The sequence below is a fragment of the Pseudothermotoga sp. U03pept genome (assembly GCF_051235805.1).
Taxonomy (GTDB): Bacteria; Thermotogota; Thermotogae; order Thermotogales; family DSM-5069; genus Pseudothermotoga_B.
In genome coordinates this window covers 1,591,640-1,616,804 of the sequence record NZ_JBPNXV010000001.1, presented here as the reverse complement: position 1 = coordinate 1,616,804, position 25,165 = coordinate 1,591,640, and the positions used below count along the sequence as shown (strand labels likewise).

The window sequence follows — 25,165 nt, the reverse complement described above, 5'->3', positions numbered from 1 at the left end:
GAGGTGTGTATCGTGAAAAAAATGGGAATAGGTGTCATAGGCGCTGGGAAGATTTCCGAGGTGTTGCACATTCCCAATACTCTTTACTCTGAATATGCTCGACTCGTTGCGATATCTGATAGCAACGAGCAAAGACTGAACTTCTTCAGGGAAAAATTGAAAGACGAAAAAATAAGCTTCTATTCAGATTACACACATTTACTTGAAAGAGACGATATTGACGCTGTGATCGTTGCCCTGCCAAATTACCTTCATGCGAAGGTAGCGATAGAAGCTTTGAGAAAGGGCAAACATGTGCTCGTTGAAAAGCCTATGGCGACAAACTCTCAAGAGGGGGAAGAGATGGTTAAAACTGCCCGGCAAGTGCAAAAGGTGTTGATGACTAACCATTCTCAGAGATTTTTCCCTCACCACCAGAAAGCCAAGGACATAGTTGCCTCAGGGTTAATTGGTCAAATAAGACTTGTAAAGACTATGTTTGGTCATTCCGGACCTGAGAATTGGTCACCGAAAGCCGCTTGGTTTTTCCAGAAAGATTCAGCGATGTTCGGAGCTTTGGGAGATCTCGGGGTTCACAAAGTCGATTTGATAAGATACCTGACTGGCTTAGAGATAACCGAGTGTACTGGGATGATCGGAACTCTTGAGAAACAAGGTACTGTGGAAGATGTAGCAAGTGCTGTTTTGAAACTTTCGAATGGGGGAATTGCAACACTCGATGCTAACTGGATTACAAAGGGTTTAGAGGAGAACTATTTCGTTATATACGGCGAAAAGGGCACCTTAAAGATTGGTCAGACTGATCCATCGAAGATCGATATCTACTTATCAAAGCCAGTGACGATGCACGGTGAGATCATTATGAAACCACTTTTCACCAACGAAGATCCATACTGGAAGATGCCTGTCATAGATCATTTTGCAAAGGTCTGCCTGGAACTTGAAGAACCAATCGTCAAACCAGAGGATGGTCTAATAGCGGTGAAGGTTGTTGAGAAGATCTTTGAATCCTCAAACAGAGGAGGAGCCATGAAGATCAATGAGTGATACGATCGTTCTATCTGGAAAGAACATATGCATGGACTTTTCTTCTGTGAGAGTCTTGCACAACGTTGATGTGCAGTTTCAAAGATCGAAGATCTACGGTGTAGTAGGAGAAAACGGTGCAGGGAAGTCCACTTTGATGAGAATTCTTTCTGGGTTCTTACAGCCAAGCGATGGTGAAGTCTTTGTTGAAAACCAACGGGTCTACCTCAATCCAATCAAAGCCAAGTCGATGGGCATAATTCTCATACCACAGGAACTCAATCTGGTAGACACACTGAGGGTGTATGAAAACATCTTTCTTGGAGATGAGATTGAAAAGAATCTCTTCCTCAAGAAGAAAGAGATGATTGAGAAAACACAGCAGTATCTGAACAGATTTGGTTTGAAAATAGAACCAAGACTCTACGTCTCAGAGCTTTCTCCAGCACAGAAACAGATGGTAGAAATAATAAAAGCGATATCGAAACAAGTCAAGGTTTTGATAATGGATGAACCGACTTCTTCTTTGAGTGAAGACGAAATCGGTAAACTCTTCGAAGTCGTAAGGAGTATGAAGATTTCAGGTGTCACGGTTGTTTTCATCTCTCACAAACTCAGGGAGATCAAATCGGTCACCGATGATCTGATAGTGTTGAGAGATGGAAGAAAGGTCTACGAAGGAAAAACAGAACAGCTTACAGAAAAGCAGATAGCAGAACTCATGATCGGAAGAAAGTTGGAAGAACTGTACCCCCCAAGATCCAAGCCCACAGAAGAGGTGGTCTTGGAGGTTAGAAACCTCACCGCAAAAGATGGAACCTTCAGAAATCTCAGTTTCAAAGTCTTCAAGAAGGAAGTGCTTGGCTTCTACGGTCTTGTGGGTTCTGGTCGTACTGAACTGATGGAGACGATAATAGGTATTAGAAAGTTAGAAGCCGGTGAAATACTGCTGGATGGAAAAACCGTTAACATCAATTCACCCCAAAGTGCAAGAGATTTGGGGATTGCGTATCTTCCTGAAGACAGAAAGACCGCTGGAATAATCCTTTCTCTTCAAAGTTTCATGAACACCACGCTCATGTCACTTGAGAAATTTTCGAAGATACTCCTCAAGAGGAAAGATGAGATCAAGACCTTTAAGAATTACCAACAAAAATTCGACATAAAAGCCAGAACACCATTTCAACTTGCCAAAACCCTGAGCGGTGGCAATCAACAGAAAGTGGTGATCTCCAAACTGGTCCTCACAGGCGCGAAGGTTTTTATCTTCGATGAACCTACACGTGGTGTGGATGTAAACGCAAAGTACCAGATATATCAGATCATGCATCAAATGATCGAGGAACTCGGCGTCACCTTCATCGTGGTTTCTTCTGAATTGCCAGAGATCATTGGGCTGTGCAACAGAGTCATAGTTATGAGAAACGGAAGAATAGTTGGAATTGTAACTGGTGAAGAGATAAACGAGAAGAATCTCATTTATCTTGCTACAGGTTTAGAGGAAGGTGATTCTTATAACGGCTAAGAAAACTTTCAGAAGTATCAATCTATCAAAATATCTTATAGTTTTCATTCTGATTGGTCTGATGGTTTTCTCTGGAATTCTGAGCCCTGCGTTTCTGAAACCAAGAAATATACTGAACATATTCTGGCAGACATCTTATGTTGGAATCATCGCCATTGGTATAACCTTTGTGATGATAGCGGGGGGCATAGACCTTTCCGTAGGTTCAATGCTCGCCTTATTGGGTGCTGTGGCGATCCAGTTGGTGAACAAATTTGGTGATAGAACATCTTCTGTGATTCTTTCGATCTTGATCACCTATGCAGTGGCAGTGCTCTTAGGCTTTGGTATAGGGCTTCTGACAACAAAGGGTAGAATACCAGCCTTTGTTACAACGCTCGGTGGTATGGCAATCTACAGATCCTTAGTTTTGAACTTTGCCAACGGTGGAGTCTACATGACTATGTCGCAGAGATACACCAGTATAGGAATGAAGTTCGTCTTTGGGTTACCTTTACCGATGCTTGTGTTCATCGTCTATGCCATTGTAGCTTACATCTTGCTCGATAAGACCAAGTTCGGTAGGCATATCTTCGCCGTGGGCGCAAATGAGACGGCAGCGATGTATTCGGCGATCAATGTAGATATGGTCAGAACCTGGACCTATGTAGTGAGCGGTATTTCTGTTGCAACATCTGCAATCTTGTTGTCTTCAATGATGAGTGCGGTGAGTTCGTCCTCTACAGGAAATGGCTTTGAGCTCGATGCAATCGCTGCTGCGGTGATAGGAGGCACAAGTCTCAGCGGCGGTAAGGGTAGTATTTTCGGCACATTCTTTGGTGCCTTAATCTTGGGAGTTATAAACAACATGCTTGTCATGCTCAACGTGGCAGTGTACCTTCAAGGCACGGTTAAGGGTTTGATCATCATCGGAGCGGTAATACTGCAAAATCTGAGAAAAGAATAAACCCCATTTTGGGGGTAATTTCAAGGGAGGTGTTTTTGTGAGAAAGTTTCTTGTTATCCTGTTTGTAGCCATGGTAGTACTGAGTTTTGCTCAGAAGCTCAGAGTAGGTGTGGCAATTCCTGCAGCAGACCACGGTTGGACTGGTGGAATGGTTTGGTGGGCGCAATATGCGATCAAGCAGTATCAGAACGATCCGAACGCTGAGTTCTACCTGGTCACAGCGAAAGAACCAAGTGAACAGATCGCTCAAGTACAGGCACTTTTGGCAAAGGGCATCGACGCACTTGTGATCAACCCGTACGAATCGGCTCCACTTACACCAATCTGTGTTCAAGCTTTCAGACAAGGTGTATTCACAGTCATAGTGGACAGAGGGATAAACTCTGAAGAGTACAACACCTACATCGCTGGTGACAACTACATGTACGGCTATCTCGCAGGAAAGTACATCGCCGAGAAGCTCAAAGGTAAAGGAAATGTCGTGGTTATCAGGGGTATACCATGCAGCATTGACGATGAAAGAGTCAAGGCTTTCAAAGATGCCATAAGCCTGTACCCAGATCTGAAGATCATTGCAGAACAACCGGGATACTGGAGCAGAGAAAAGGCTTTTGAAGTGATGCAAACGCTTTTGACAAAGTTCCCAACGATCGATGCTGTCTGGACAGGCGACGATGACATGCTCCACGGTGTTCTTTTGGCACTCAGACAAGCAGGAAGAGACAAGAACATAGTTTTGGTTGGCGGAGCTTGTGAGAAGAACATGGTCAAAATGATCATGGATGGTCATCCACTCATAGGTGTTAACTTCACCTATCCGCCGAACATGATCTCAACGGCGATTAATCTCGCGGTGATGGCGTTGAAGAAACAAGATCTCAATGGTTTCTACCAGAGAGGTATTCCAAGAAAGATAATACTGGCAACAGAGACAGTCACAAAAGAGAACGCAAAAGACTACTACTTCCCAGAATCGGTCTTCTGAGTCTCAGGGTCAGGCTTCTGCCTGACCCTGCTCTTATCTTATTCGAGGGAGGCAATCTTATGAAAGTGGGATTCTTGACGGTTGCACTTGGAAAGATGAAATTTGAAGAGATTGCAAATTGGGCTTGTGAAAATGGCTTTGAAGCATTGGAAGTTGCAGCATGGCCAGTTGTGAATGAAAGAGATTTTTCATCGACGACCATAGATGTCGAGCAGTTTGACGAAGAGAAAGCTGAAAAAATCAAAAGTTTACTCGAGAAAAAGGGGTTGAGTATTTCTTCTCTTGCTTATTATGATAACAACCTTGACGCGGATTTAGAAAAACGCAGGAGAGTCAATGAACATTTAAAAAAGGTTATAGACGCTGCAAGTTTGTTGAAGGTTGAATTGGTTGGCACCTTCATTGGTAGAGACATAAGAAAATCTGTAGAGCAGAATTTCGAGGAATTTGAAAAAGTCTTCAAGCCATTGATCTCTTACGCTGAAAGGAAAAATGTTAAGTTGATGATAGAAAACTGCCCAATGGTTGGTTGGCAAGAACCTGAGAAGATAGGTAATATCTTTTACTCGCCACAGCTTTGGAGGGAAATCTTCAGAGTAACACCCGATTCTTTCGGTCTGAACTATGACCCTTCACACCTTTACTGGCTTGGTATAGACTATGTAAAAGTAATTCAGGAGTTCAAAGACAGAATCTTTCATGTTCATGCAAAGGACGTGGAAATCGATGATAGCCTGTTGGACGATCAAGGTATCTTTGGACATTTTGGGACGAACCTGCACGGTAAGAGCTGGTGGAGTTACAGATTACCAGGTTTCGGAGAAATCGATTGGGAGGAATTCATACTCGCTTTGAAAAAGATTGGATATGACTTTGTTATAAGCATAGAACACGAAGATCCGGTGTGGTTCGGCACCGTAGAGAAATCGAAAGTTGGTTTAAAAATGGGTCTTGAGCACCTTAGAAGATTTGTCTAAAAAGTTTACTGCTCTTCCTCGCCGATCTTTAACAGCGCGAGGAAGGCTTCTTGTGGTATTGTCACTTGGCCTATCTCTCTGAGTTTTTTCTTTCCTTCTTTTTGTTTTTCGAGCAGTTTCATCTTTCTGGTCACATCTCCACCGTAACACTTTGCAAGTACATCTTTCCTAAGTGCCTTTATATCAGCTCGTGCGATGATTCTCCCGTGCGCCTTTGCTTGAACGGGTATCTCAAACTGATGGCGCGGTATTAACTCCGAAAGTTTATCGACCAGCTTCTTTGCAACGTTGTAAGCTTTGCTCTTGTGAACGATCGTTGCCAGAGCATCTACAGGTTCCTTGTTAACGAGTATTGATACCTTCACCACATCTGATTCTTCATATCCCAGAAATTCGTAGTCCATCGAGCCATAGCCGTGACTTATTGCCTTTAATTTGTCAAAAAAGTCTGTGATGATCTCTGAAAGAGGTACCTTGAACTGCATTATGACCCTGTTCTTTCCAGCATTCTCTGTGTGTAGCAGTGTTGCCCTTCTCTCGTTTTGAAGATTTGTGAATATGTCTCCAACATAGTCTGTGGGGGTTATCACCGATAATTTCACAAAGGGTTCGTAGACCTTTTGAATAGAATCTTCGTCTGGGAATTTCGCTGGGTCGTTTATCAGAACGGTATGCCCATCGCTCAAGAGTATCTTGTATTCCACGTTGGGTGCTGTCAAGATGACAGCCATCTCGTACTCTCTCTCGAGTCTTTCCCTGACTATATCCATGTGCAGAAGTCCAAGAAAACCACAGCGGAAGCCAAAGCCAAGAGCCGGAGAATGTGTTGGTTCGAAGGTCAGAGCCCAGTCGTTCAATTTGAGCTTCTCAAGGGATTTTTTCAGCTCTTCATAATACTCGGGCAAGCCTGGGAACATACCAGCATAGACCATCGGTTTTACTTCTTTGTACCCCGGCAGAGGTGATTCGATTGGCGTTAGAGCATTGGTAATGGTGTCACCAACCTTTGCATGGCTCACTTCCTTTATACCGGCGATTATATAGCCAACTTCACCAGGTCCAAGCTGATCGATTGGTTTCATATCTGGCGTAAAGATTCCAACTTCTATTACTTCGTATTGTTCATTGGTAGACATTATGGCGATTTTGTCTCCTTTTTTGATTACACCATCGAAGATCCTTACATAGACTATCACTCCACGATACTTATCGTATTTCGCATCGAAGATCAGAGCCTTTAAAGGTTTCGACGAGTCTCCTTTAGGTGGACGAATTCTCTGAACTATCGCATCAAGTACATCTTTAACGCCTTCGCCAGTCTTGGCACTCATCTTCAAGATTTCGGATCGATCTACACCAACCAGATTGACCAACTCGTCTGTTGTTTCATCGATATTGGCATGAGGTAGATCAATCTTGTTCATCACAGGAACAAGATCAAGATCGTTTTCAATTGCCAGATATGTGTGAGCAACGGTCTGTGCCTCAACACCTTGAGAGGCATCGACGAGCAGGACTGCTCCTTCACATGCAGCCATGCTACGGCTGACTTCGTATGAGAAATCCACATGACCAGGTGTGTCTATGATGTTTATTTCGTACTCTTTATCGCCATACTGGTAAAGAACCTTCACAGGCTGTGCCTTTATGGTAATGCCACGCTCTCTTTCGATCTCCATTTGATCGAGGAATTGCTCGTGCATCAGTCTTGGATCGACGCTCTTTGTCAGTTCCAATATTCGATCAACGAAGGTTGTCTTACCGTGATCTATATGAGCGATGATACAGATGTTTCTTATCAGTTCGGTGTCTTTCAAAATCTGTCCCTCCTGCTACATTCTATCACCCATTCGGTTGGCATTGCTGTTGCGCTTCCCAAAAATCCATTCACCGTTTCTGCACAGAATAGAGCGTCACATATGGCTTCATAGGTACATTCGACGACTGCTCTGAAGAGTGAATCGAAGTTCTCCCTTGTCTCCTCTGTCGTTCCTTTTGAAGTACTGAAGGCTATGCAGATGTCGCCACTTGAATGATAACCCGGTGCACCGAGCATTCCCAGGGCAAGGAATGAATGCCTTGCAATTCGTTTCAACTGTCTCGAATCGAGTGGCATATCAGTTGCGACTACGATTATGATTGAGCCACTTTCTTCTTTTCTTTCTATCCCAGCTCTCACATACTCTGATGCCCTCGAGCCAAGAATGACTAAGTCTTCGTAAGAACCAAAGTTTGCCAAGACGAGTACGCCCATTCTGAAATTGTCCTTCAACTTTCTTGATGAACTACCTATGCCTCCCTTGAAGCCAAAGGTTGTCATGCCAGTTCCTGCACCAACACTACCCAGTTCGAAATCTTCAGAAGCCAGTTCAATGGCTTTAAAGACATCTTCTGGTTTCACAGCAGGATAGAGTATGTCGTTGAGAAAACCATCGTTGCATTCACAAACCACAGGGTTGAGCGTTCTGAATTTATACTTAGTGCTCATGTAGTGAACCACGCCTTGAAAAACCGTTCCAACACTCAAAGTGTTCGTCAAGAGAATGGGAGTCTCTAACTGTCCAAGTTCTTCCACCTGCAGCAACCCGACAGATTTGCCAAAGCCATTCAATACAGCACATGCAGCACTCAACGGTCTTTCAAAAACATTTTCTGGCACGATTGCAGTCACACCAGTTCTCACGATCGAAGGTCTATCGTAACAGAGTGTCACGTGGCCTACTTTGATTTTTCCAACGTCTGTGATAAGATTCTTTTCTGCAGGCTGAAGCCTGCCAAAACTCAAACCAAGTTCTCGAAATCTTTTTCGCACGGTGATCACCCACGAATATTATCACAGAGAAAGAGGGTAGAGTGATGAACTGTCAATCTGTTGTAACAAGATGTGGCGCTCTTTGTATTTGTGAAGAAGACGGGTATGTTGTGAGGATAGAATTCAACAGAACGTGCGATGGAAAAATTGACAAGATGATCTTTGAACAGATTTTAGATTATCTTCGCGGTGTGAAGAAGGATCTGACTTTTCAAGTGAAGGTATCAGGTACAGAGTTTCAGAAAAGAGTATGGTATGCGCTTAGGAAGATACCGTATGGCCAAACGATTACTTACAAAGACTTAGCGATCAAACTTGGAACTTCACCCAGAGCGATTGGTCAAGCACTTAAGGCAAATCCTTTGCCTGTATATTTCCCATGTCATAGAGTAGTTGGCAAGAACTCCTTGGGTGGCTTCACGGGTGGTTTAGACTGGAAAAAAATGTTGCTCGAGACAGAGGGGTGCAGTCTGTGAGGAAGATAGCCTTTTTTCTGGGAATGGTCATATCTTTGGTTGGGCTTTGGGCAGGTTACTCTCTGAGTGTGAAAGACCTTGAACCACCTGAATCTCGACTCCCCACGGGACTCATCATCTTCTACAGAGACGGCTCGCCTGTTGTTCTTTCCAGATCTTTCTGGAAAGATATATCTCAGGTACCACCTGTTCTGATAAACGCACTCTTCGCCTCTGAAGACAAAAATTTTCTATCACATTTCGGGATCGATTTTTTTGGAATCACAAGGGCTTTTATTCAGAATATGATCAGTGGCTCAATAACTCAAGGTGCCAGTACAATCACCCAGCAGGTTGCAAGAACTCTTTATCTTTCAACGGAAAGAACTTGGGAGAGAAAGATCAGAGAAGCTTTTATTGCTCTATGGCTTGAGAGAATTCGAACCAAGGACGAAATTTTGCAGATGTACCTAAACTCGGCTTACATGGGGAATGGTTTGTATGGTCTTGCGAGTGCCTCCAACTACTACTTTGGAAAGGATCTTTCTGAAATAGGTCTTGAGGAAAGCTCGATTTTGGTCGGTACCATAAGATCACCTGAGAATTTCAACCCATATAAAGATCCTGAGCTTTCCAAAAAGAAGGCGAAAACAGTTTTGAACAGGATGATTGAAGATGGATATCTGAAAGAGGAGGAATTACAAGAGGTCTTTTCAAATCTTGAAAAGATGGCATTCAAGGAAAAACCTGTGCGAAATCTCGACGAAGAAGTGTTTTGGAGAGTCGTCAGAGAACTGAACTCGATCGGTTTGGGACTCAGCGAGGTCAGACAGGGTTACAAGATCTACACCACGCTCGATCCAGTGCTATCGAAGAATGCATCTCAGTTTGAACAGAATACTGTTTTGGAGGCACTCGATCCATTTAGTGGCGCCGTCTGTCTTTACAAAGGTGTGGGTTTGACGTATCCTGAAGGTAAGAGATTGGTTGGTTCCTCGATAAAGCCACTCTATTACTATCTGGCTTTGCTCGAGGGTTGGACCGCCGACAGTAAGCTAACAGACTTGCCAATTCGCATAGGTGACTGGGCTCCGGAGAACTTTGATAAACAGTTCAAAGGCACTGTGAGTTTTGCACAGGCACTGATAGAATCGAGAAACATACCTTCAGTGAATCTTTTCATGCAGTTGGGCAGAGACAAAATAGTACGCTTTTTGCAACAAGAGCTTCGGCTGAAGGGGTATTATCCAGATGATCTAACGGTAGCCCTTGGAACCGTTGAAAGCGCACCCGAAGAGCTTCTCAAAGCTTATGCCGCAATCTTCAACGGTGGAGTTGTTCTGCAACCGTACATAATAGATAGAATAGAAGATCCATTTGGCAGAACCATTTACAGGGCTTCACCAAGAGTTCTCAACGTCATCAAAGCCAGAAAAAACGATACGATAATCGCCAGTTCAATCATGTTAGATATAATGAAACGTGTTGTAGATCAGGGAACAGGTGTTTACGCAAGACAGAAAGTACCAGTGGCTGGCAAAACAGGTACATCTGACAAAACCGCATGGTTTATCGGTGGTGACAGCCAAATCCTACTCGCAGTAGCCGTCGATGGGGCGAACTTGACTGGTGGTCTCAGTGCAGCTCCAGTTTGGTCGAAAGTCATCGCTTCATATTCTTACAGCGGTGTTTTGCCGAAGTGGAATGTCTTGCTGAAAGGTAGACCAAGGGCCACATATGTCATGCCAACCCTTGATGTTGAAAAGATTATACAGTGGTTAGGCGAAGGGAAACTAACCGAAGAGACTCTTATCGAACTGACTAAACAGATGACCAACGAGATGGTACTCGACCTTTTGAGTTCACTGAACCAGAGTGATCAAGAACTGGCACGTAGATTGTGGGAAAGACTCAAGGACACACGTTCCTGGTGATCACCCCTTCGATGATGCGTTGTTCTGCTCACCACTCTTGTAAGGGGCTGGAATGTACTGAACAGAGGGTCTGCGCTGTTCCGTTTGTTTGTACAACTCCATCAGTCCATAGATCTCCTGAGGCATTTGATCTGAAACAGGAAGGTTCATTTGTTTGAGTAGATCCATGGTTATCGGATAGTCATGTGTCCATTGCCCACCACAAAAAGTTTCTGCAAGTTCTTTAGCTTTTTCTTCATTCACCTTTTCCTTGAGCAAGCACGTGACGAAATCTTTCATTTGCTGCGTAGCTTTTTTGGCCACATCAGCCAATATGAGCGTCTCATCGTCTATTTCGTTAATATCTTTCTTTTCAAGCACGCTGAGTATAGATGGTGCCGGGTAACCACCAATCTGCGGATCAAGTGGCCCCAACACTGCATTTGGATCCATGACTATTTCATCCGCAGCAAGGGCTATCAGTGTCCCACCAGACATTGCGTAGTGTGGCACGAAAACGGTCACCTTTCCACGGTGCTTGACTAAAGCTCGTGCGATCTGTTCTGCTGCCAAAACCAGCCCTCCAGGGGTGTGTAAGACTATATCTATTGGCATTTCGTTTGGAGTTAACTTGATAGCTCGAAGTATCTCTTCGGAGTCTTCGATGTTTATGTACCTACCAAATGTCAGTCCAAAAAAGCTCATTGACTCTTGTCTGTGAATCAATGTTATAACTCTACTCTTTCTCTTTGTTTCGATCTGTCTTATCAGTGCTTCTCTCATAGATCTCTGCATATTCGCACGAATAAAGGGTATGAAAAAACTCAGGATCAAAATCATCCAGAAGATTTCGAATATGAAAGAAGACCACATCTTTTCACCTTCTCTCCAAAATCAAGAGGTCTGGTCTTTTCATAGTTGTGCCTTCTAATTTAAATTCAAGATATGGCCAATCACTGTCTTCGAAATAACTTATTATCTTAAGCCCTTCTTGGGTCAGAGCGACAGTGTCTTCCGATTTTGTTCCCGTGACCGTTGGATTCCAGGCAAGGACGTTGCCTATCCTCAACTCATAATCTGTTGATTCGTTTGCCACAATCTCCCTTGCGTTGTACCCCGCGAGACCACCTTGGTGGTGGAGCATCCATTCATAAGGTCTGCCAACCTCTGCATAAGCTTGCTTGATCTTCTCAAAAACTGTGCTGAGTTTCACGCCAACTTTTGAGTTTGCAATTGCAACTGCGTCCACATAACAATTCTGCTTGTGTTGTTCGATCAAACTTTGATCTTTCTCGAACAGAACAGACCTTGTCAGAGAGACAACCAACCCTCTTTTTCGCGCACAGATGCTCACAAAAACTTTCTTTCCCAGAAGGACATTCCGCGGAAGGTTATGTCTATAAAGTTTCGCACTTTCTTCACCGCTGACCATTACGAAGATCGGTTCGATACCTTCTCTTGCAAGTGATCTGTAGACCATGCCTTGGACCTCGAGTTCTGTCATCTTGGGGTTCAATTCCTTCATCTGCTGGTTTAAAACGTGGTCACAAGTTCTTCCAAGATCCTGATAGACATTCAGTTCGAATTCAGTGAGTGTGTATCTCAGCTGGTCGATCTGTGCTTTGCAGTTCACTGTATCGAGCATACCTGTGTCAGAAATGATCTTCTTACCCGCGGTGAAGGGTTTGAGAACTTCAACCATATTCTTCGACCATAGGTATTCGGCAACCTCGATTTCCGAAAGAATATCTTCGTGGAGTTCTTCTGTTTCAATGCGTTTTCTTTCAATGTTATTAGTGAGAAGGTATACACTCTCGTCGTTTACAAATATATGGGCAGATCCTACCTCTGTGTTGAGAGTGATATGATTACGTGCTCCAAAGGTGAACCAGGCAAAGTTGTCACATCTGCTTAGAAGTATGCCATCAAAACCTTTTTGTTTAATGAAGTTCCTCAGAAGCTGTACTCTTGCTTTGAACAAAGCCCTTACCATTTACATCACCCAAAGATATTATACTGCATCGTAGCCGAATTGTTAGCTGAAGACTACAGATTTCCAAAGCCACTTAGTACAAAGCCGCGGATGTAATATCTCTGCAGGTACAAGAACAGAACAACCATTGGGATCACTTGATAGACGAGTGCCGTTAATATCAAATGTTGCGTTTCTACCGTGGAGAATGCCAATGACAACCTTGATATACCCACAGGTAGAGTCATAAGTCTTTGAGCTGTTGATGTGACTATCAGTGGCCACAAGAAGGAGTTCCACTGACCGATGAAGGTGAGTATCGCAAGCGTTGCCAAGGCTGGCTTAATCAAAGGCAGGATTATTCTCGTGTAGATTTTGAATTCTTTTGCACCATCTAATCTTGCGCAATCTAACAGTTCATCAGGAATGGTCATTATAAACTGTCTCATCAAAAATATTCCATAACCACTGACCGCAAAAGGAACAATGAGTGACAAATAACTGTTCAACCAACCAAAGAGTTTCATGAGGTAGTATACGGGTATCAGAAATATGAAGACAGGGAACATCATAGTTGAAAGGACGAAACTGAAGAGAATCTTTCTGCCGAAAAACCTGAGTTTTGCGAAGGCAAAACCTGTCATGGAACTCGTGAGAATGACGAGTAATGTCACGGAACCGGCAACTATGAGGCTGTTTCTGTAATAAGTCAGTATCGGTATCTTTTTCAGTACTTGTAGATAATTACCCCACTGCGGTTTTTCGGGCAGCCATTTTGGAGTATCAGACATCAGTTCTTGGGGAGTCATGAGAGAGGCTGAGAACAGCCAAAAAAACGGCAGTATCATCCAAAAAGCGCCAAAAACTATGATCACGTATCTGACTATCTCGAGAAAGATTTTCATCGTCTTTTTTCTATTCATATCCTTTGATACCTCCACGCCTGAAAACCCAGAGAATGAACAACGTGAAACCAAAGATCACACAAAAGAGCAGGAAAGCCCCAGCAGATGCCCTTCCCATCCTCAACGACTGAAATGCTGTTTCATAGACATACCAAGACACTGTCATCACACTTCTTGCAGGTGCGTTCCTCCCCATCGTAAACGGTAGATCAAAGACCTGCCAAGCTCCTATGAACCCCGTCGCAGTTAGAAAGAGTAGGGTAGGAGATAGTAAAGGGACGGTAATATGAAAGAACTGTCTGAACGGTCCAGCACCATCGATCTTGGCAGCATCGTAGTAGTCTTGTGGTATATTTTTCAAGCCTGCAGTTATGATCAACATCGAGCCGCCAATACCCGCCCATATTGCTGTGATAATTATCGATATGAGAGCTACATTTGCGTCTGTTAACCAGTAGATCGGTCTAATGCCAAAGATTTTGAGAATCGAGTTGAAAAGACCATTGTTTGGCCTATAAAGATAACCCCAGATTGTGCCTATAGCAACCTGTGGAGTTACAACTGGTGCAAAGTAGATGAACCTCCAAAGAACTGACAGTTTTGCATTGTTTATCAAAACCGCAAGAATGAGAGCAATAACTATTGTGAGAGAAACTGTTGCCAAGGCATACAGGAGTGTATTTCCCAAAACACCCAAGAACATCTGATCCTTCAGCAAATAGGAGTACTCTGAAAACCCCACAGTTCGTGCCCTTGACAGTGGGACTAACATATTCCACCTCTTCGTCGAGACAACGAAGGAAAAAAAGACAGGATAGATGAAGAAAAGCGAGTAAAAGACCAAAGCAGGGGCAAGGAACATGTGCCCTGCCCCTGTTCTTCTTTCAAGAGTTCTTTTAGAAGAGCTTTTACGCATCTTGGAAGATAGGTGAGTCAATTTGAATGCTCCTCTCATTTGTAAAACTCTGCCAGGATTTTGTCAATTTCCTTCTTTGCATCGCTCAAAGCTTTTTCGGCACTCTTTCGTCCATTCCAGGCTTCGATGATTTCCCTCATTAGTATTGTCTTAATCTCCTGCCCTTGTGCGACATTTGGCTCTTGATAAGTGTTCTCAAGCTCTTTGACAAAGACAGAAGTATACAGATCGTTCAGCTCGTTCTTGAAGAAAGCAAGATCCAATTTGTTCGGCGTAATTGACCCGATATTCTTAGCCATGAGTTCTCCAATTCTGGTAAAGCCACCAACATCTTGCAAGGTCATCCATCTTATGAAATCCCAGGCTGCCTTTTTGTTCTTCGATGCACTGTCAACGGCAATGAACCAAGTGTATCCAGCCGAGGCTGGCTTCTTCAGGTATGGTATGGGAGCTACACCGACTGTCTCTTCGTATTGATCTTTGAATCCCAGTTTCAACGCCGTCTCATACCATGGAGCCATTATCATCATGGCTACCTTGCCCGACGGGAAGCCCCACACACTTGCAGCAGGATCTGTTGCTCCATTCTTGAACAACTTTAGCTCTGCTTCAAGTGCTTCGATTGCTTCCTTTGAAGTCAGCAAAGATTCGGTGAAGTCGTCTTTGAATGGTTTGCCACCGTTGCTATGAAGCAACGCCAAGAAAGGATGGACCACAGCGGAATCCCAACCTGAAAGGAAGGCAAAACCATACTGTGCTACAGTGCCATCTGGATTTCTCTTGGTGAGCTTTGGAGCCATCGCAACCAGTTCATCCCACGTCTTTGGTGGCTCATTGAAACCTGCTTCTTGCAACAACTTTTTGTTGTAGACGAGTGCGTAGTTTGCAACTTCGACTGGTACACCCCATATAGCCTTGTCGATCGTTGCACCGTCGACTGCTACTCTGACGAAGTTGGCTTTGACCTTGTCGGCAATGTCTTTTGGAACTTGATCGAGTATACCTGAATCAACCAACTGAACACCCCAGAGTGAGTACAATACATATATGTCTGCTATAACCCCAGAGGTGTGACTGATCAGTATACGTTTCAAATAGTCGTCGAACGGCACCGACTGTATCTCGATCTCAACGTCTGGGTTCAGTTTTTGATACTCTTCAACGTACTGTCTGAGCCCCTTTACCGTGACATTACCATTTTCGTCCTTCACTCCCTCGACCTGGTAGTCCGACCAGTGCACGGCGAAGATCAGTTTGGTTTTTCCAAAGGCGCTGAAGCTGAGAAAAACACAGAGAATGACCACTAACAGAAGTAACGACTTTTTCATCCTTCACCCCTCCCATCTAAGGTTTCAAGATTCTCATTCAAGCAGAAAAACAACTGTTTCTCCGCCATCCATAGCGATATCTGTTATCACTGTAAATTCATTTGTGTCTTCTAATCCAACGTTCTTTGAGTGATTCAGGGATGTCACTCTTTCAAAGGTGCGCTCAGAAAGGTTGTTGGGTAGAGAAAGAGCAAAAGAACATTTACTGTCTTGGTGGTTGAACACAAAAATGAGAACTTCACCTGCAGGTGCTGTGGAAAGACGAATTTCCAAACCGCTCGTATCACCAGTTCTTGCATGAATCGAGTATTTTCTTTGAACACCACATTCGAATGCAATTCTTCTTACCAGCTCGAGATTATCAAGATTTCCCGTTTCTTCATATCCAACACCGAGCAGTGTTCCAACCATGATTGCCTTTCCCGAGAAGTAGTCGTTCTCGACTATGATTGGTTGGTCTTGAAAGAAAGCAACTCCATTACCAGTCGTTACTCTATATGTTGAAAGATACCGGCAAGCGGAGATGGTCAGATCTTTTTCTTTGAAAGTTGCCCGCTCCTTCAGTTCTTTCATCCACAGTTCCTCGCAGCCAAACAGCTCGTGCAACCCCAACCCGGGAATCTTCTCGCACAGAGAACCGTCTTCTTTCATCCATCCAATTCGACCGTCCGCCAGAACGGTTCCACCGTTGGCAACATACCTTTTTATTGCTGTGGCACTCTGCTCGTCTAACGCGATCGAGAAGGGTATGAGTATCAATTTGTACTTTGACAAATCTTTTTGCAGATCACTGATGTGCAAAAAATCGACGTTCACACCTACATCCATGAGCGCCTTGTACATCCCAAAGATGTCTTTTCTAATCAGTTCGGCGCTCTCTGCTCTCAAACACGCAAGGGCTTTGTGAGACTCAATGTTGTAAAGTATTGCTACTTCTGCTGCCAAGGGTTTTGAGTTTAAAAAGACTTCCATCTTTTCAGTTATCGTCCTCGCCACTCTACCGGCAGCTATCGATCTTTCGTTTGTTGAACCATCGTACTCAGTAAGACCAAATCCAGAGACTTCGTAACCACAGCTCATGGGTAACCACGCGTAATAGTTCAAGCCTTTTGCATTTCTTGAAACGGCAAGCCATGCCCATCTCTCGACATCGTTCTTGTCAACGGGCTCACCAAATCTCAGACCCGTTACCCCATGTCCAGTTTGAAGCTCACCTATCCAGAATGGCTTTCCTCGGCTTTCACAGGAAGATCTACTCGCATCCAAAGCTACTCCCATATGATGAGCCTTCAATGGCATCCAGGAACCTGTGTGTTTGGGATAGAATGAGGTTCCCCATACATCTACCTTCTCTGAAAGTTTCCAGTCATCTGAGGCACCATAACCTATGCCGGGTATTCCGTAGACACTTGATATAGCAGCATGACTCGATACTGCGTGGCTGCTATCTACCTTCTTGATAGTTGTGACCTTCCAGTGTAGATCTTCTGCTATCTTCTCAGTGTTGAACTGGATCCAATCGAGCAAATCTTTGAAGCTCGACAGGGAAACATACCTGGGTGCTATGACCTCTTCCCAACTTTCGTGCTTTCGATACCACGAGTCGTTCAAAGCCTCAATCGTTTGATATTTCTTCTTAAGCCAATCGATGAATCTCCTTTGAGAGTGTTCACAGTAGCAGAACCAGGGGTCTTTTATGTAATCAATCCAAGACCATTGCACGATGTGGGGCTCTGACCAAATATCCCATGCGTAAAAAGATTCGTGCGGCGCCACGACTGCTGCAAGTTTCTGCAGAAATACCTCTATGTGTTTTCTCACTTGCGGATGGTCTGAACAATACCCTGGCGATGCTTGAGAGTGTATGAGCAAACCAGATCTGTCCACAAAAAGTGAGTCTGGATAATCTCTTTCTACCCAGTTTGGTGCAGAATCTGTGTACACCTGAACGATCGCCTTTATTTGCAAGCTGTCTGCCACTGCAAGCAGTGTGTCGATGGTTGAAAAATCCCACTCTCCTGGCTTTGGTTCAGCGGCTGCCCAGTCGTACCAAAACCTGACCGAGTTGAATCCAAGAGATTTTATCGTGGTGATGTCCCTTTCGATCTGCTGGACGGATTCGATCTTTGCCACCATGGGTGCTCGTGATCTGTGAGGACCGTACCACACCGATACAGGAAAGAAACCCTTCAAGTTCATCACTCCCCGTAGATTCTCTTGTAATGTTCATTCATTGTCTTCTGGTGTTCGTCGAAGATCTTTATGTTGTAATCCACGCCGAATCCTTCAACGTTAGGAGAAACAAAGATCTTCAGATCCTTACCCCTCTGGTGCAAGATACTTCCTGTCTGAGCAACGAGAGACATGGTGATCGCAACCGCAGCAACTGTGGAAGAAGCCGCTAACCTTTCCTTTCTGCCTTCCAAAGGAACAACAGCGTCTTCAGGCGGTACGCAGTTGTCTATGATCAGGTCAGCGATATCAGAGAGTTTTTTACCACTACTGTGTGTTGGCACTGCAAGAGTCTGATTCTGCACCGAAAGAACCGCAATGACACTCGCTCCGACCTTTTTTCCATAGAGTGCAGCCTCAACTGGTGCGGCATTCACTCCGCCGTGTGAATAGACAACCAAGACATCTTCCTTTGCAAGCGGTTGGTATCTCAAATAACCATCTTCGATGTATCCTTCCTTTCTTTCGATCAACAACAATCCAGGAGCACTCGCAGGACCTGTAGGGCTGAACCACATCAAGCGAGGATCTGTGAGAGGGTTGAATCCAACAAAACTTCCATATCTGGGAAATGCATCCAAAACTGGAATTATCGAGTGACCACTGCCGAACATGTGAACCAAGCCACCCTTTGAAATGCAGTCTGCCATCAAGTTCGCTGCCTTCAGGATATTGTCTCTCTGTTCTGTCTTGATCTTCTTTAGAATGCTTTGAATCTTCTCAAGATATACCTCAAATGCAAACAATTTTGCCACTCCTTTCATCGGATTGAGAGTAAGTATTTGGTACAACCAAGAAGCTGAGCATCCTCTCCAAGGTTGGAAATCCTCACAGGTGGTCGCTTGATAGAAGGACTGATGTTCTGTTTGAGTACCTCGATGGCTTCATCTTGAAACACATCCCATTGAAGTGCCAGACTCCCAGCCAAGATTATGATTTCGGGGTTGAAGATATTCACAAGGACACTCAAAAGATAACCAACAACTTTAGAAGTGCTCTGGACAAGATGCCTCACACAATTGTCTGCCTCTTGTTTGTACAGACGGAAAATTTCCTCCGGGGACGAGGCAGAGTTTTTGCAAACTGTGTTGAACCTTTTTAGAATGCCTGGACCAGATATCGTATTTTCAACGGTGTCGATCCTACCTGTCAGTGGATCGATCACTCTTATCCACCCCACAGAACCTGCCAATCTTTCTGACCCAGAGACCACTACACCATCAATTAATATTCCCAGCCCAACACCAGTTCCGATTATTAAGTACAGAACATTCTTCTTAGAGACTGCGCAACCTTTGTAAATCTCTCCCAACAATCCTGCTGTTCTATCATCGATCACGTGAACCTCGATACCCGAAAGAAGGTTCTGAAGATCCTCGGCAACTTTGAGTCTTTCAAGGCCAAAGAGATTTGGCAACCACACCTCCTTGTTTTCAAGAACGGCACCTGCTACTGAAATGCAACAACCACAGATGTGGAATCTCTTTGAATTCTCTCTAAATTGGTCTTCAACTGTTTTCAAAAGCTCATCGTAATTTCTTGGAGTAAGAACTCTGTGCTTGTTCAGTATTGTCCCATTGAGATCTGTGACAGCCATTCTGAGATTTGTACCACCTATGTCACACACGAAAAACACCAAATCACCTTCTCAAGTGAACTTGGACTGAGTACTTGTCACTCCTTATGACAGACTCCGTGTACTCAACAGTACTGCCGCTCGCATCGAAAGCAATACGCTCAACAATGAATCCCGCAAAGGGCCAGCGCACGTGTAACAACTTGCATTCGTATTTGTCAAGTACAGTGGCAAAGTATTTCTCGTAGGCGGATCTTATGACTATTCCGTATTTGGTCTCGAGAAGTTTGTAAAGCGACTGAGTCAGATCATTTTCAAGGAAACCAGGGGCTATGTATTCTGCAACGTAGAAGGTTTGAATGCCAAGCGGCTCATCGTTTGCAAGCCTCAATCGCTTGACCATTATTACTTTTGTCTTGGGCTGCAGTTGAAGAACCTTAGAGATCTTTTCATCAGCTTCTTTGATACCCTTTTCGAGGACTATTGAAGATGCTTTCAAACCCATTGTGGACATCTCTTCACTGAAACTTGATAGCTTTCTTGGTCCCTGTCTGACTCTCGTATCGACCACGAAAGTACCCTTGCCTTGTCTTTTGACCAAGAAACCCTCGTCAGCCAGTAGAGAAACAGCCTGTCTTACAACAGCTGTGCTAACTTTGAAACTTTCAGACAATTCTCTTTCAGTGGGTATCTTTTCACCAGCCTTCCACACACCAGCAAGAATATTCTTTCTTAGGATCTCTTTGAGTTGGTAATAAAGAGGTTCTGTAGAATATGGGTCGATCAAAGCACCACCCCCAGTTACTATAATCATTATAATGATTATAATCATACCATGTCAAGCAAGAGTACAAGAGCGAGAAAAAGCTTTCCAAGAGGGTCTTTACCAAGATCATTTGTTAATCACTCTCTGTGAGAGTTTTTCCAAGGTGTGACACTATGAGAGATCTCTATAAGAGAGGATTTCTGAAAATAAGCCTTTGCAGATCTACGTGTTAACAAAACCAGTGTCTTTTGGTACCCCAATTCTTGCACGACATTAGTTTTGTCAACACTTTGACAAGACTACTCTTCAAAAACATTAGCAAAAGAGTAAAAGGATAAACCATTCAACCTTCATGAGGCTTTTGGTTCATCACATGTTGAGCAATCTAAGTACCGAAAGGCGTGACAGATTCGAATGACTCAGCGCACTTATACTAGATTGAGTCATGAGTTGTGACCGAATGAACTCCATCATCGTTCTTGCCATATCTGTGTCTGTGAGGTTGCTCACAGTAGTTGTGAGGTTTATCATCGTATTTGAAAGTTCCTTGGCGGCAGAACCAAGTCTGTTAGTTGTGGCTCCTATGTAAGAACGCAGGTTGCTCGTTTGTTCCAAAGCTTTGTCTATCTCTTCGATAGCACTTTGGGCATTCTGGGGTGTGCTCAGATTGAGATTCTCGACGCCGAGTGTCCTTGCATTGACAGGACTTATCGTTATTGACATCTTCTGCCCCTCATTCGGCCCTGTCTGCACTTGAAAATCTCTCACTTCCTGCAGAACTTTTGTGTTGTTGTACTGAGTCTGTTCAGAGGTCTTGTTTATCTGTTGCTGAAGTTGACGAAACTCTTCTGCAAGAGCGGCTCTGTCTGAGGAACTCAGCGTACTATTGGAAGCTTGAACAGCAAGTTCTCTCATTCTCTGCAAATTTGACCTGATAGAGTTCAAGCCACCTTCGGCTACATTCATCATACCGATGGCGTTGTATACATCGCTCATAGCCTGCTGGTATCCTGTGATCTGTGCTCGTATTTTCTGCGATATGGCACCTGCTGAGACATTCGCACTGAATGGTATGGTTGCTTGACTGAGCTGGGTTGAAAGGTTGCGCTGCTGATTCTGTAGAAAGTCGAGGTATCTAACCATCCACGCATTTGTAATATCGTTGATCCTCATGACGACCCCTCCGCTTTTATAATATCATTTTTTCGAAAAAACTCAAGATGGTTGTGAAACTGCTTTCTCATTTTTGTGCTTCACTGAGCTTTTGTATTCAATGAATTCATAGCCTACTATAAATATGAACAACAAAGATCGCTTTGTGATAACATAGTACTGCATGCGAAAAAAGGAGGTGCTGAAAAAGTGAAGTTTTCACCGAAAAATCTCTGGTCTGTGAGGGATAGAGGGCAGATTGAATCTTTCACAGAAGAATATGCAAAATTCATTGATTTGTCAAGAACAGAGAGGATGGCTATCAGAGAATTTGAGAAAATGCTCCAAGATGCCGGATACATATCGATAGAAGCCTTTGATGGCAAGGCAACCAAAGTCTATGCAGTCAATCGTGGAAAGTCTCTGATAGCGCTTCAACTTGTTGGTAAACTTGAGAATGGTCTGAATTTGGTAGCGGCACACATCGATGCACCAAGGCTCGATCTGAAACCTCAACCGCTCTTTGAAGAGGAAGAGATCGCACTTGCGAGGACTCATTACTACGGTGGTGTGAAAAAATACCAGTGGCTCAGCCTTCCTTTGGAACTTCACGGTTATGTTGTCAAGGACAGTGGTGAGATCGTCGAAATTCATTTAGGGCAATGCAAAGATGATCCAGTTTTTGTGACTCCTGACTTGCTACCACACCTTGACAAGAAGGATGCTCTGCTCAGTGAGAAATTCGATGCTGAAAAGCTTTCAATTGTCCTTGGCACCATCCCACTTGCTGGTGTGCAAAAAGAGGCTGTGAAAACCTACATTCTGAAGTTGTTAAACGACAGATACGGTTTGAAAGAAGAAGATTTCGTAAGCGGTGAGTTTGAACTCGTACCAGCACTGAAAGCAAGAAGTGTAGGTTTAGATGAAAGTTTGCTTGGAGCATATGGTCACGATGATAGAATCTGCGCTTATACTGCCATAAAGGGGCTGATCGAAGTTCAAAATCCTGTCAGGTCATGCGGAGTTATTCTCTTCGATAGAGAGGAAACTGGCAGCGAAGGTAACGCGGGAGCGAAAGCCAATTTCTACGTGATGGTCTTGAAAAAGATTCTCAAATCTCAAGGTTGTACCGATACCTCACTTGGCGTAGACGAGCTTTTCTCAAAAACTAACATAATCTCTGCAGATGTTTGTCCAGCAATCGATCCTATGTTCAAAGAAGTGCACGATCTTAACAACGCCGCAAGGGTTGGATATGGTGTTGGACTTGTCAGGTACACAGGCAGTGGTGGAAAATCTGGCTCCAGCGAAGCACATGCAGAGTTCGTTGCTAAGGTGAGAAAGGTGTTAAACCAAGAAGGTGTTGTCTGGCAGGTTGCCACGATGGGAAAGGTAGATCGCGGCGGTGGGGGTACAGTTGCGAAGTTCCTCGCCGAAAAGGGTGCCTGCGTCTTAGACATGGGTCCTGCTTTACTCGGTATGCATTCGCCTTTCGAGCTCGTCTCAAAGGCAGATCTTTACGAAACTTACAGGGCATACAAAGTGTTGTTGGAAAAACTCAGCTAAAATAAAGGGGACCTTCTGGTCCCCTTCTTGTTAGATTAGAAGCACGGTGCTATTTAGAACTTCGTATCGAAACTCAATATGAATCTTTGTTCACCCATAAGACCTGCGAAATTTGAATACTCGTAGACATACGCTGCAAAACCAATCTTTACAAAAGGTATATCGAGCTTCACACCACCTGTGAGCCATCCTGCATGCAATCCACCGTAAAGTTTTGCAAAACCAAAGTCTGTCATCAAACCAAAGTTGAGTTTTCTGAAGATTGTCTTTTGTTGATTGAGAATGTCTTCGAGTTCTGCTGCAACGGTCAAAAATTGCCACGTGTAGGAAACTCCAGCCGAAAGGACGTACCTTGGGCCATTGGAAAGGATGTCGTTGAAGTTGGCAAAAAAGCTCATGCCCAGCCTGACGTTTTCTATATCATAGGCAAGACCAGCACTTGCTATGAAGAACGGTTTGTTTATGGCTGCAAGAATCTTTGATGGATCATCCGGCAGAATGCCTGCAAATGGATCTGAACCAAGGAGGTTGACCTGCGCAGGAAACTCAGTACCAGTCGCGGGAATGATAAATCCAGCCATTCCTCCACCGAAGGCTGCACCAACTCTTATATTTTCAAATTTCAGCGCACCACCAACAACCCCGAAATAATCCATCCATGCTCCAAGTTCAACATCATCAAGTTTCATCAGAGAAAGATTCCAAAATGCAGAAGCTTGAAATCCTCCCATGCCTCCAACTAAGAAATTACCTATTTGCATTCCATAACCAGCGGCTAAGTTCAAATCGTAGTTGTGAACACCCTGGAGTGCGGTTAAAAGTGCTGTGTCCGTTGCAAGATCCGTTATTGAAGCTGGATTTGAAATGTAAGGAATTAATTTTGTAATTTCAGCAATGTTGTTTGAAAGACCAGGCGAAAACTTCAGCTCAAAACCACCAGTGAACAGTGCCGGATTTAGTATCAATGCATTTATTCCATCCACTGTTGTTGTGTAGACACCACCCATTGCCAGACTCTCAACGGGTTTGAAAAACCCCGGGAAAACTTCCCACTGGTATGAAACTCCCAACACGGCAAGAATTGATAACAGACAAATGATTATCTTTTTTTTCATTCTTCACCACCTGCCAGAATGTTGAAGAGATCTGATAACTTCTCGGTACCGTACAGATCTGTTGTGGCTGGTAGATCTGGTAATGTCAGATCAGCACCAATTATTCCAATCACTTCGTTCATAATCTCATAAGCCCAGACAAATTCATTACATGCCGTTTCATCGTGGTACAAACCACTTGTTGCATTGCTTGTCAACTCTACAAAAGAGGCAGGGTTTGTTATAGTGCTTTTTATCAGTTGTTCATCTGTTATCTTTCCGTCGTTGTCTGTGTCGAAGATGAGATTGAGCATATAACCAAGATCGTACCATGCACAGAAAGCCGCATACATAGGACTTGAGTCAGCTGTTTGTGTCGCGGTGGCAAGCGCGTAATAACCGCTTGTCAAGAATTTGAGAAGCTGTGCATCGTCGAAAAACTTGGAAATCGTTGATACAATCGTTCCTGCGTTTGTCTCAATGATCTGCCAAAAATCTTCTTGTTCGTTGTTCTTAGATTTTGGCAGAAACTCTGAAATATCTAAGCCCAGCTCTTGTGCAATGTCTTCTAAATCAGAGATCACATCAGCGATACTCTTTTCAGATTCTGCCGCAGCTGCTTCAAGTATGATCTTCACAGCTTCGATCGCTTGGTCGTTCAATTCGTCCTTCTTTTCATAAAGAGCTTCAGCAAAATCATATAGCGTACTCGTTGAATCGAGCAAGTTCATCAGCTGTTCATTGGACAGATCTAAACCCAGCAATTCATTCAAAACTGAGCCTGCGAGTGCTATGGCTTTGTCGTAATCTTTGCTGCTCAAAGCACCTGATGCAGCAACCAACTTTTGATCTGTCTTTTCGGAGTTCAAAAGGTTTTGAAGCTCAAGATCTGCAAAGAGATTGAAGGCACACGAGGACAAAAGTAACCCAGCGAGCACAATAGCCCAGATCATTATCAAGTTTTTCCCCTTCACAGTCACCACCCCTTTCTTTATCTCAATTATACAACAGAAAGGGCA

22 protein-coding genes are annotated in these 25,165 nt (G+C 43.9%); 8 read left to right on the top strand and 14 right to left on the bottom strand.

Annotated elements, in window-relative coordinates; genetic code table 11:
• Positions 1 to 21 precede the first annotated feature (21 nt).
• Genes ACSFC1_RS07945 through ACSFC1_RS07925 form a run of 5 tightly spaced genes read left to right on the top strand, consistent with a single transcriptional unit; the run spans position 22 to position 5,459 of the window.
• Positions 22 to 1,047, top strand: a complete 1,026-nt coding sequence (locus ACSFC1_RS07945; protein WP_435566015.1) for a Gfo/Idh/MocA family protein — start codon at positions 22 to 24, stop codon at positions 1,045 to 1,047.
• On the top strand, positions 1,040 to 2,551 hold the full coding sequence (locus ACSFC1_RS07940) for a sugar ABC transporter ATP-binding protein (RefSeq protein WP_435565566.1): 1,512 nt from the start codon (positions 1,040 to 1,042) through the stop codon (positions 2,549 to 2,551). The genes ACSFC1_RS07945 and ACSFC1_RS07940 overlap by 8 nt, the downstream gene beginning before the upstream one ends.
• Positions 2,532 to 3,497, top strand: a complete 966-nt coding sequence (locus ACSFC1_RS07935) for an ABC transporter permease (protein ID WP_435565565.1) — start codon at positions 2,532 to 2,534, stop codon at positions 3,495 to 3,497. The genes ACSFC1_RS07940 and ACSFC1_RS07935 overlap by 20 nt, the downstream gene beginning before the upstream one ends.
• Before the next feature lie 37 nt (positions 3,498 to 3,534).
• Positions 3,535 to 4,482, top strand: a complete 948-nt coding sequence (locus ACSFC1_RS07930; RefSeq protein WP_435565564.1) for a substrate-binding domain-containing protein — start codon at positions 3,535 to 3,537, stop codon at positions 4,480 to 4,482.
• A 59-nt stretch (positions 4,483 to 4,541) separates the two neighbouring features.
• On the top strand, positions 4,542 to 5,459 hold the full coding sequence (locus tag ACSFC1_RS07925; RefSeq protein WP_435565563.1) for a sugar phosphate isomerase/epimerase family protein: 918 nt from the start codon (positions 4,542 to 4,544) through the stop codon (positions 5,457 to 5,459).
• 5 nt (positions 5,460 to 5,464) lie between these two features.
• Here ACSFC1_RS07925 and lepA read toward each other — a convergent pair whose 3' ends face one another.
• Both lepA and ACSFC1_RS07915 read right to left on the bottom strand, forming a co-directional pair.
• Positions 5,465 to 7,276 carry a translation elongation factor 4 gene (lepA, locus tag ACSFC1_RS07920; protein ID WP_435565562.1) on the bottom strand — a complete coding sequence of 604 codons (1,812 nt, stop codon included), beginning with the start codon at positions 7,274 to 7,276 and terminating at the stop codon, positions 5,465 to 5,467.
• Complete coding sequence (locus ACSFC1_RS07915; protein ID WP_435565561.1) at positions 7,273 to 8,271, bottom strand: P1 family peptidase; 999 nt, start codon at positions 8,269 to 8,271, stop codon at positions 7,273 to 7,275. The genes lepA and ACSFC1_RS07915 overlap by 4 nt, the downstream gene beginning before the upstream one ends.
• 44 nt (positions 8,272 to 8,315) lie before the next feature.
• On the opposite strand from ACSFC1_RS07915, the gene ACSFC1_RS07910 reads away from it, so the two are divergent.
• Together ACSFC1_RS07910 and ACSFC1_RS07905 are read left to right on the top strand one after the other, a co-directional pair.
• A complete protein-coding gene (locus ACSFC1_RS07910; protein WP_435565560.1) occupies positions 8,316 to 8,747 on the top strand; it encodes a methylated-DNA--[protein]-cysteine S-methyltransferase in 432 nt (143 codons plus the stop codon).
• Entirely contained in the window at positions 8,744 to 10,660 is a 1,917-nt protein-coding gene (locus ACSFC1_RS07905) for a transglycosylase domain-containing protein (protein ID WP_435565559.1), read from the top strand. The genes ACSFC1_RS07910 and ACSFC1_RS07905 overlap by 4 nt, the downstream gene beginning before the upstream one ends.
• Here ACSFC1_RS07905 and ACSFC1_RS07900 read toward each other — a convergent pair whose 3' ends face one another.
• The 10 genes from ACSFC1_RS07900 to ACSFC1_RS07855 all read right to left on the bottom strand — a co-directional run bounded on the left by ACSFC1_RS07900 (position 10,661) and on the right by ACSFC1_RS07855 (position 21,507).
• On the bottom strand, positions 10,661 to 11,512 hold the full coding sequence (locus ACSFC1_RS07900) for an SDH family Clp fold serine proteinase (protein ID WP_435565558.1): 852 nt from the start codon (positions 11,510 to 11,512) through the stop codon (positions 10,661 to 10,663).
• Between the two features lie 4 nt (positions 11,513 to 11,516).
• Positions 11,517 to 12,632 (bottom strand): M24 family metallopeptidase, encoded by a 1,116-nt coding sequence (locus tag ACSFC1_RS07895; protein WP_435565557.1) that lies wholly within the window; start codon positions 12,630 to 12,632, stop codon positions 11,517 to 11,519.
• Positions 12,633 to 12,685: 53 nt separating this feature from the next.
• Positions 12,686 to 13,534: a carbohydrate ABC transporter permease gene (locus tag ACSFC1_RS07890; protein ID WP_435565556.1), complete on the bottom strand. Its 849-nt coding sequence runs from the start codon at positions 13,532 to 13,534 to the stop codon at positions 12,686 to 12,688.
• Positions 13,527 to 14,471, bottom strand: a complete 945-nt coding sequence (locus ACSFC1_RS07885; RefSeq protein WP_435565555.1) for a carbohydrate ABC transporter permease — start codon at positions 14,469 to 14,471, stop codon at positions 13,527 to 13,529. The genes ACSFC1_RS07890 and ACSFC1_RS07885 overlap by 8 nt, the downstream gene beginning before the upstream one ends.
• Positions 14,468 to 15,760, bottom strand: a complete 1,293-nt coding sequence (locus ACSFC1_RS07880) for an ABC transporter substrate-binding protein (RefSeq protein WP_435565554.1) — start codon at positions 15,758 to 15,760, stop codon at positions 14,468 to 14,470. The genes ACSFC1_RS07885 and ACSFC1_RS07880 overlap by 4 nt, the downstream gene beginning before the upstream one ends.
• A 33-nt stretch (positions 15,761 to 15,793) precedes the next feature.
• Complete coding sequence (locus ACSFC1_RS07875; RefSeq protein WP_435565553.1) at positions 15,794 to 17,953, bottom strand: beta-galactosidase; 2,160 nt, start codon at positions 17,951 to 17,953, stop codon at positions 15,794 to 15,796.
• 5 nt (positions 17,954 to 17,958) lie between these two features.
• Entirely contained in the window at positions 17,959 to 18,738 is a 780-nt protein-coding gene (locus tag ACSFC1_RS07870; protein ID WP_435565552.1) for a sugar isomerase domain-containing protein, read from the bottom strand.
• Positions 18,739 to 18,752: 14 nt separating this feature from the next.
• Positions 18,753 to 19,628 (bottom strand): ROK family protein, encoded by an 876-nt coding sequence (locus tag ACSFC1_RS07865; protein ID WP_435565551.1) that lies wholly within the window; start codon positions 19,626 to 19,628, stop codon positions 18,753 to 18,755.
• 4 nt (positions 19,629 to 19,632) lie between these two features.
• On the bottom strand, positions 19,633 to 20,355 hold the full coding sequence (locus ACSFC1_RS07860; protein WP_435565550.1) for a GntR family transcriptional regulator: 723 nt from the start codon (positions 20,353 to 20,355) through the stop codon (positions 19,633 to 19,635).
• A 348-nt stretch (positions 20,356 to 20,703) separates the two neighbouring features.
• The gene (locus tag ACSFC1_RS07855; protein WP_435565549.1) at positions 20,704 to 21,507 is read right to left on the bottom strand and encodes a flagellin; all 804 of its coding nucleotides are present in this window, start codon (positions 21,505 to 21,507) and stop codon (positions 20,704 to 20,706) included.
• Positions 21,508 to 21,696: 189 nt separating this feature from the next.
• Between ACSFC1_RS07855 and ACSFC1_RS07850 the strand changes: the two genes are divergently transcribed.
• Entirely contained in the window at positions 21,697 to 23,052 is a 1,356-nt protein-coding gene (locus tag ACSFC1_RS07850; protein ID WP_435565548.1) for an aminopeptidase, read from the top strand.
• A 53-nt stretch (positions 23,053 to 23,105) separates the two neighbouring features.
• On the opposite strand, the gene ACSFC1_RS07845 is transcribed toward ACSFC1_RS07850, so the two are convergent.
• Positions 23,106 to 24,167 (bottom strand): hypothetical protein, encoded by a 1,062-nt coding sequence (locus ACSFC1_RS07845; protein ID WP_435565547.1) that lies wholly within the window; start codon positions 24,165 to 24,167, stop codon positions 23,106 to 23,108.
• On the bottom strand, positions 24,164 to 25,120 hold the full coding sequence (locus tag ACSFC1_RS07840) for a hypothetical protein (protein ID WP_435565546.1): 957 nt from the start codon (positions 25,118 to 25,120) through the stop codon (positions 24,164 to 24,166). The genes ACSFC1_RS07845 and ACSFC1_RS07840 overlap by 4 nt, the downstream gene beginning before the upstream one ends.
• Positions 25,121 to 25,165 lie beyond the last annotated feature (45 nt).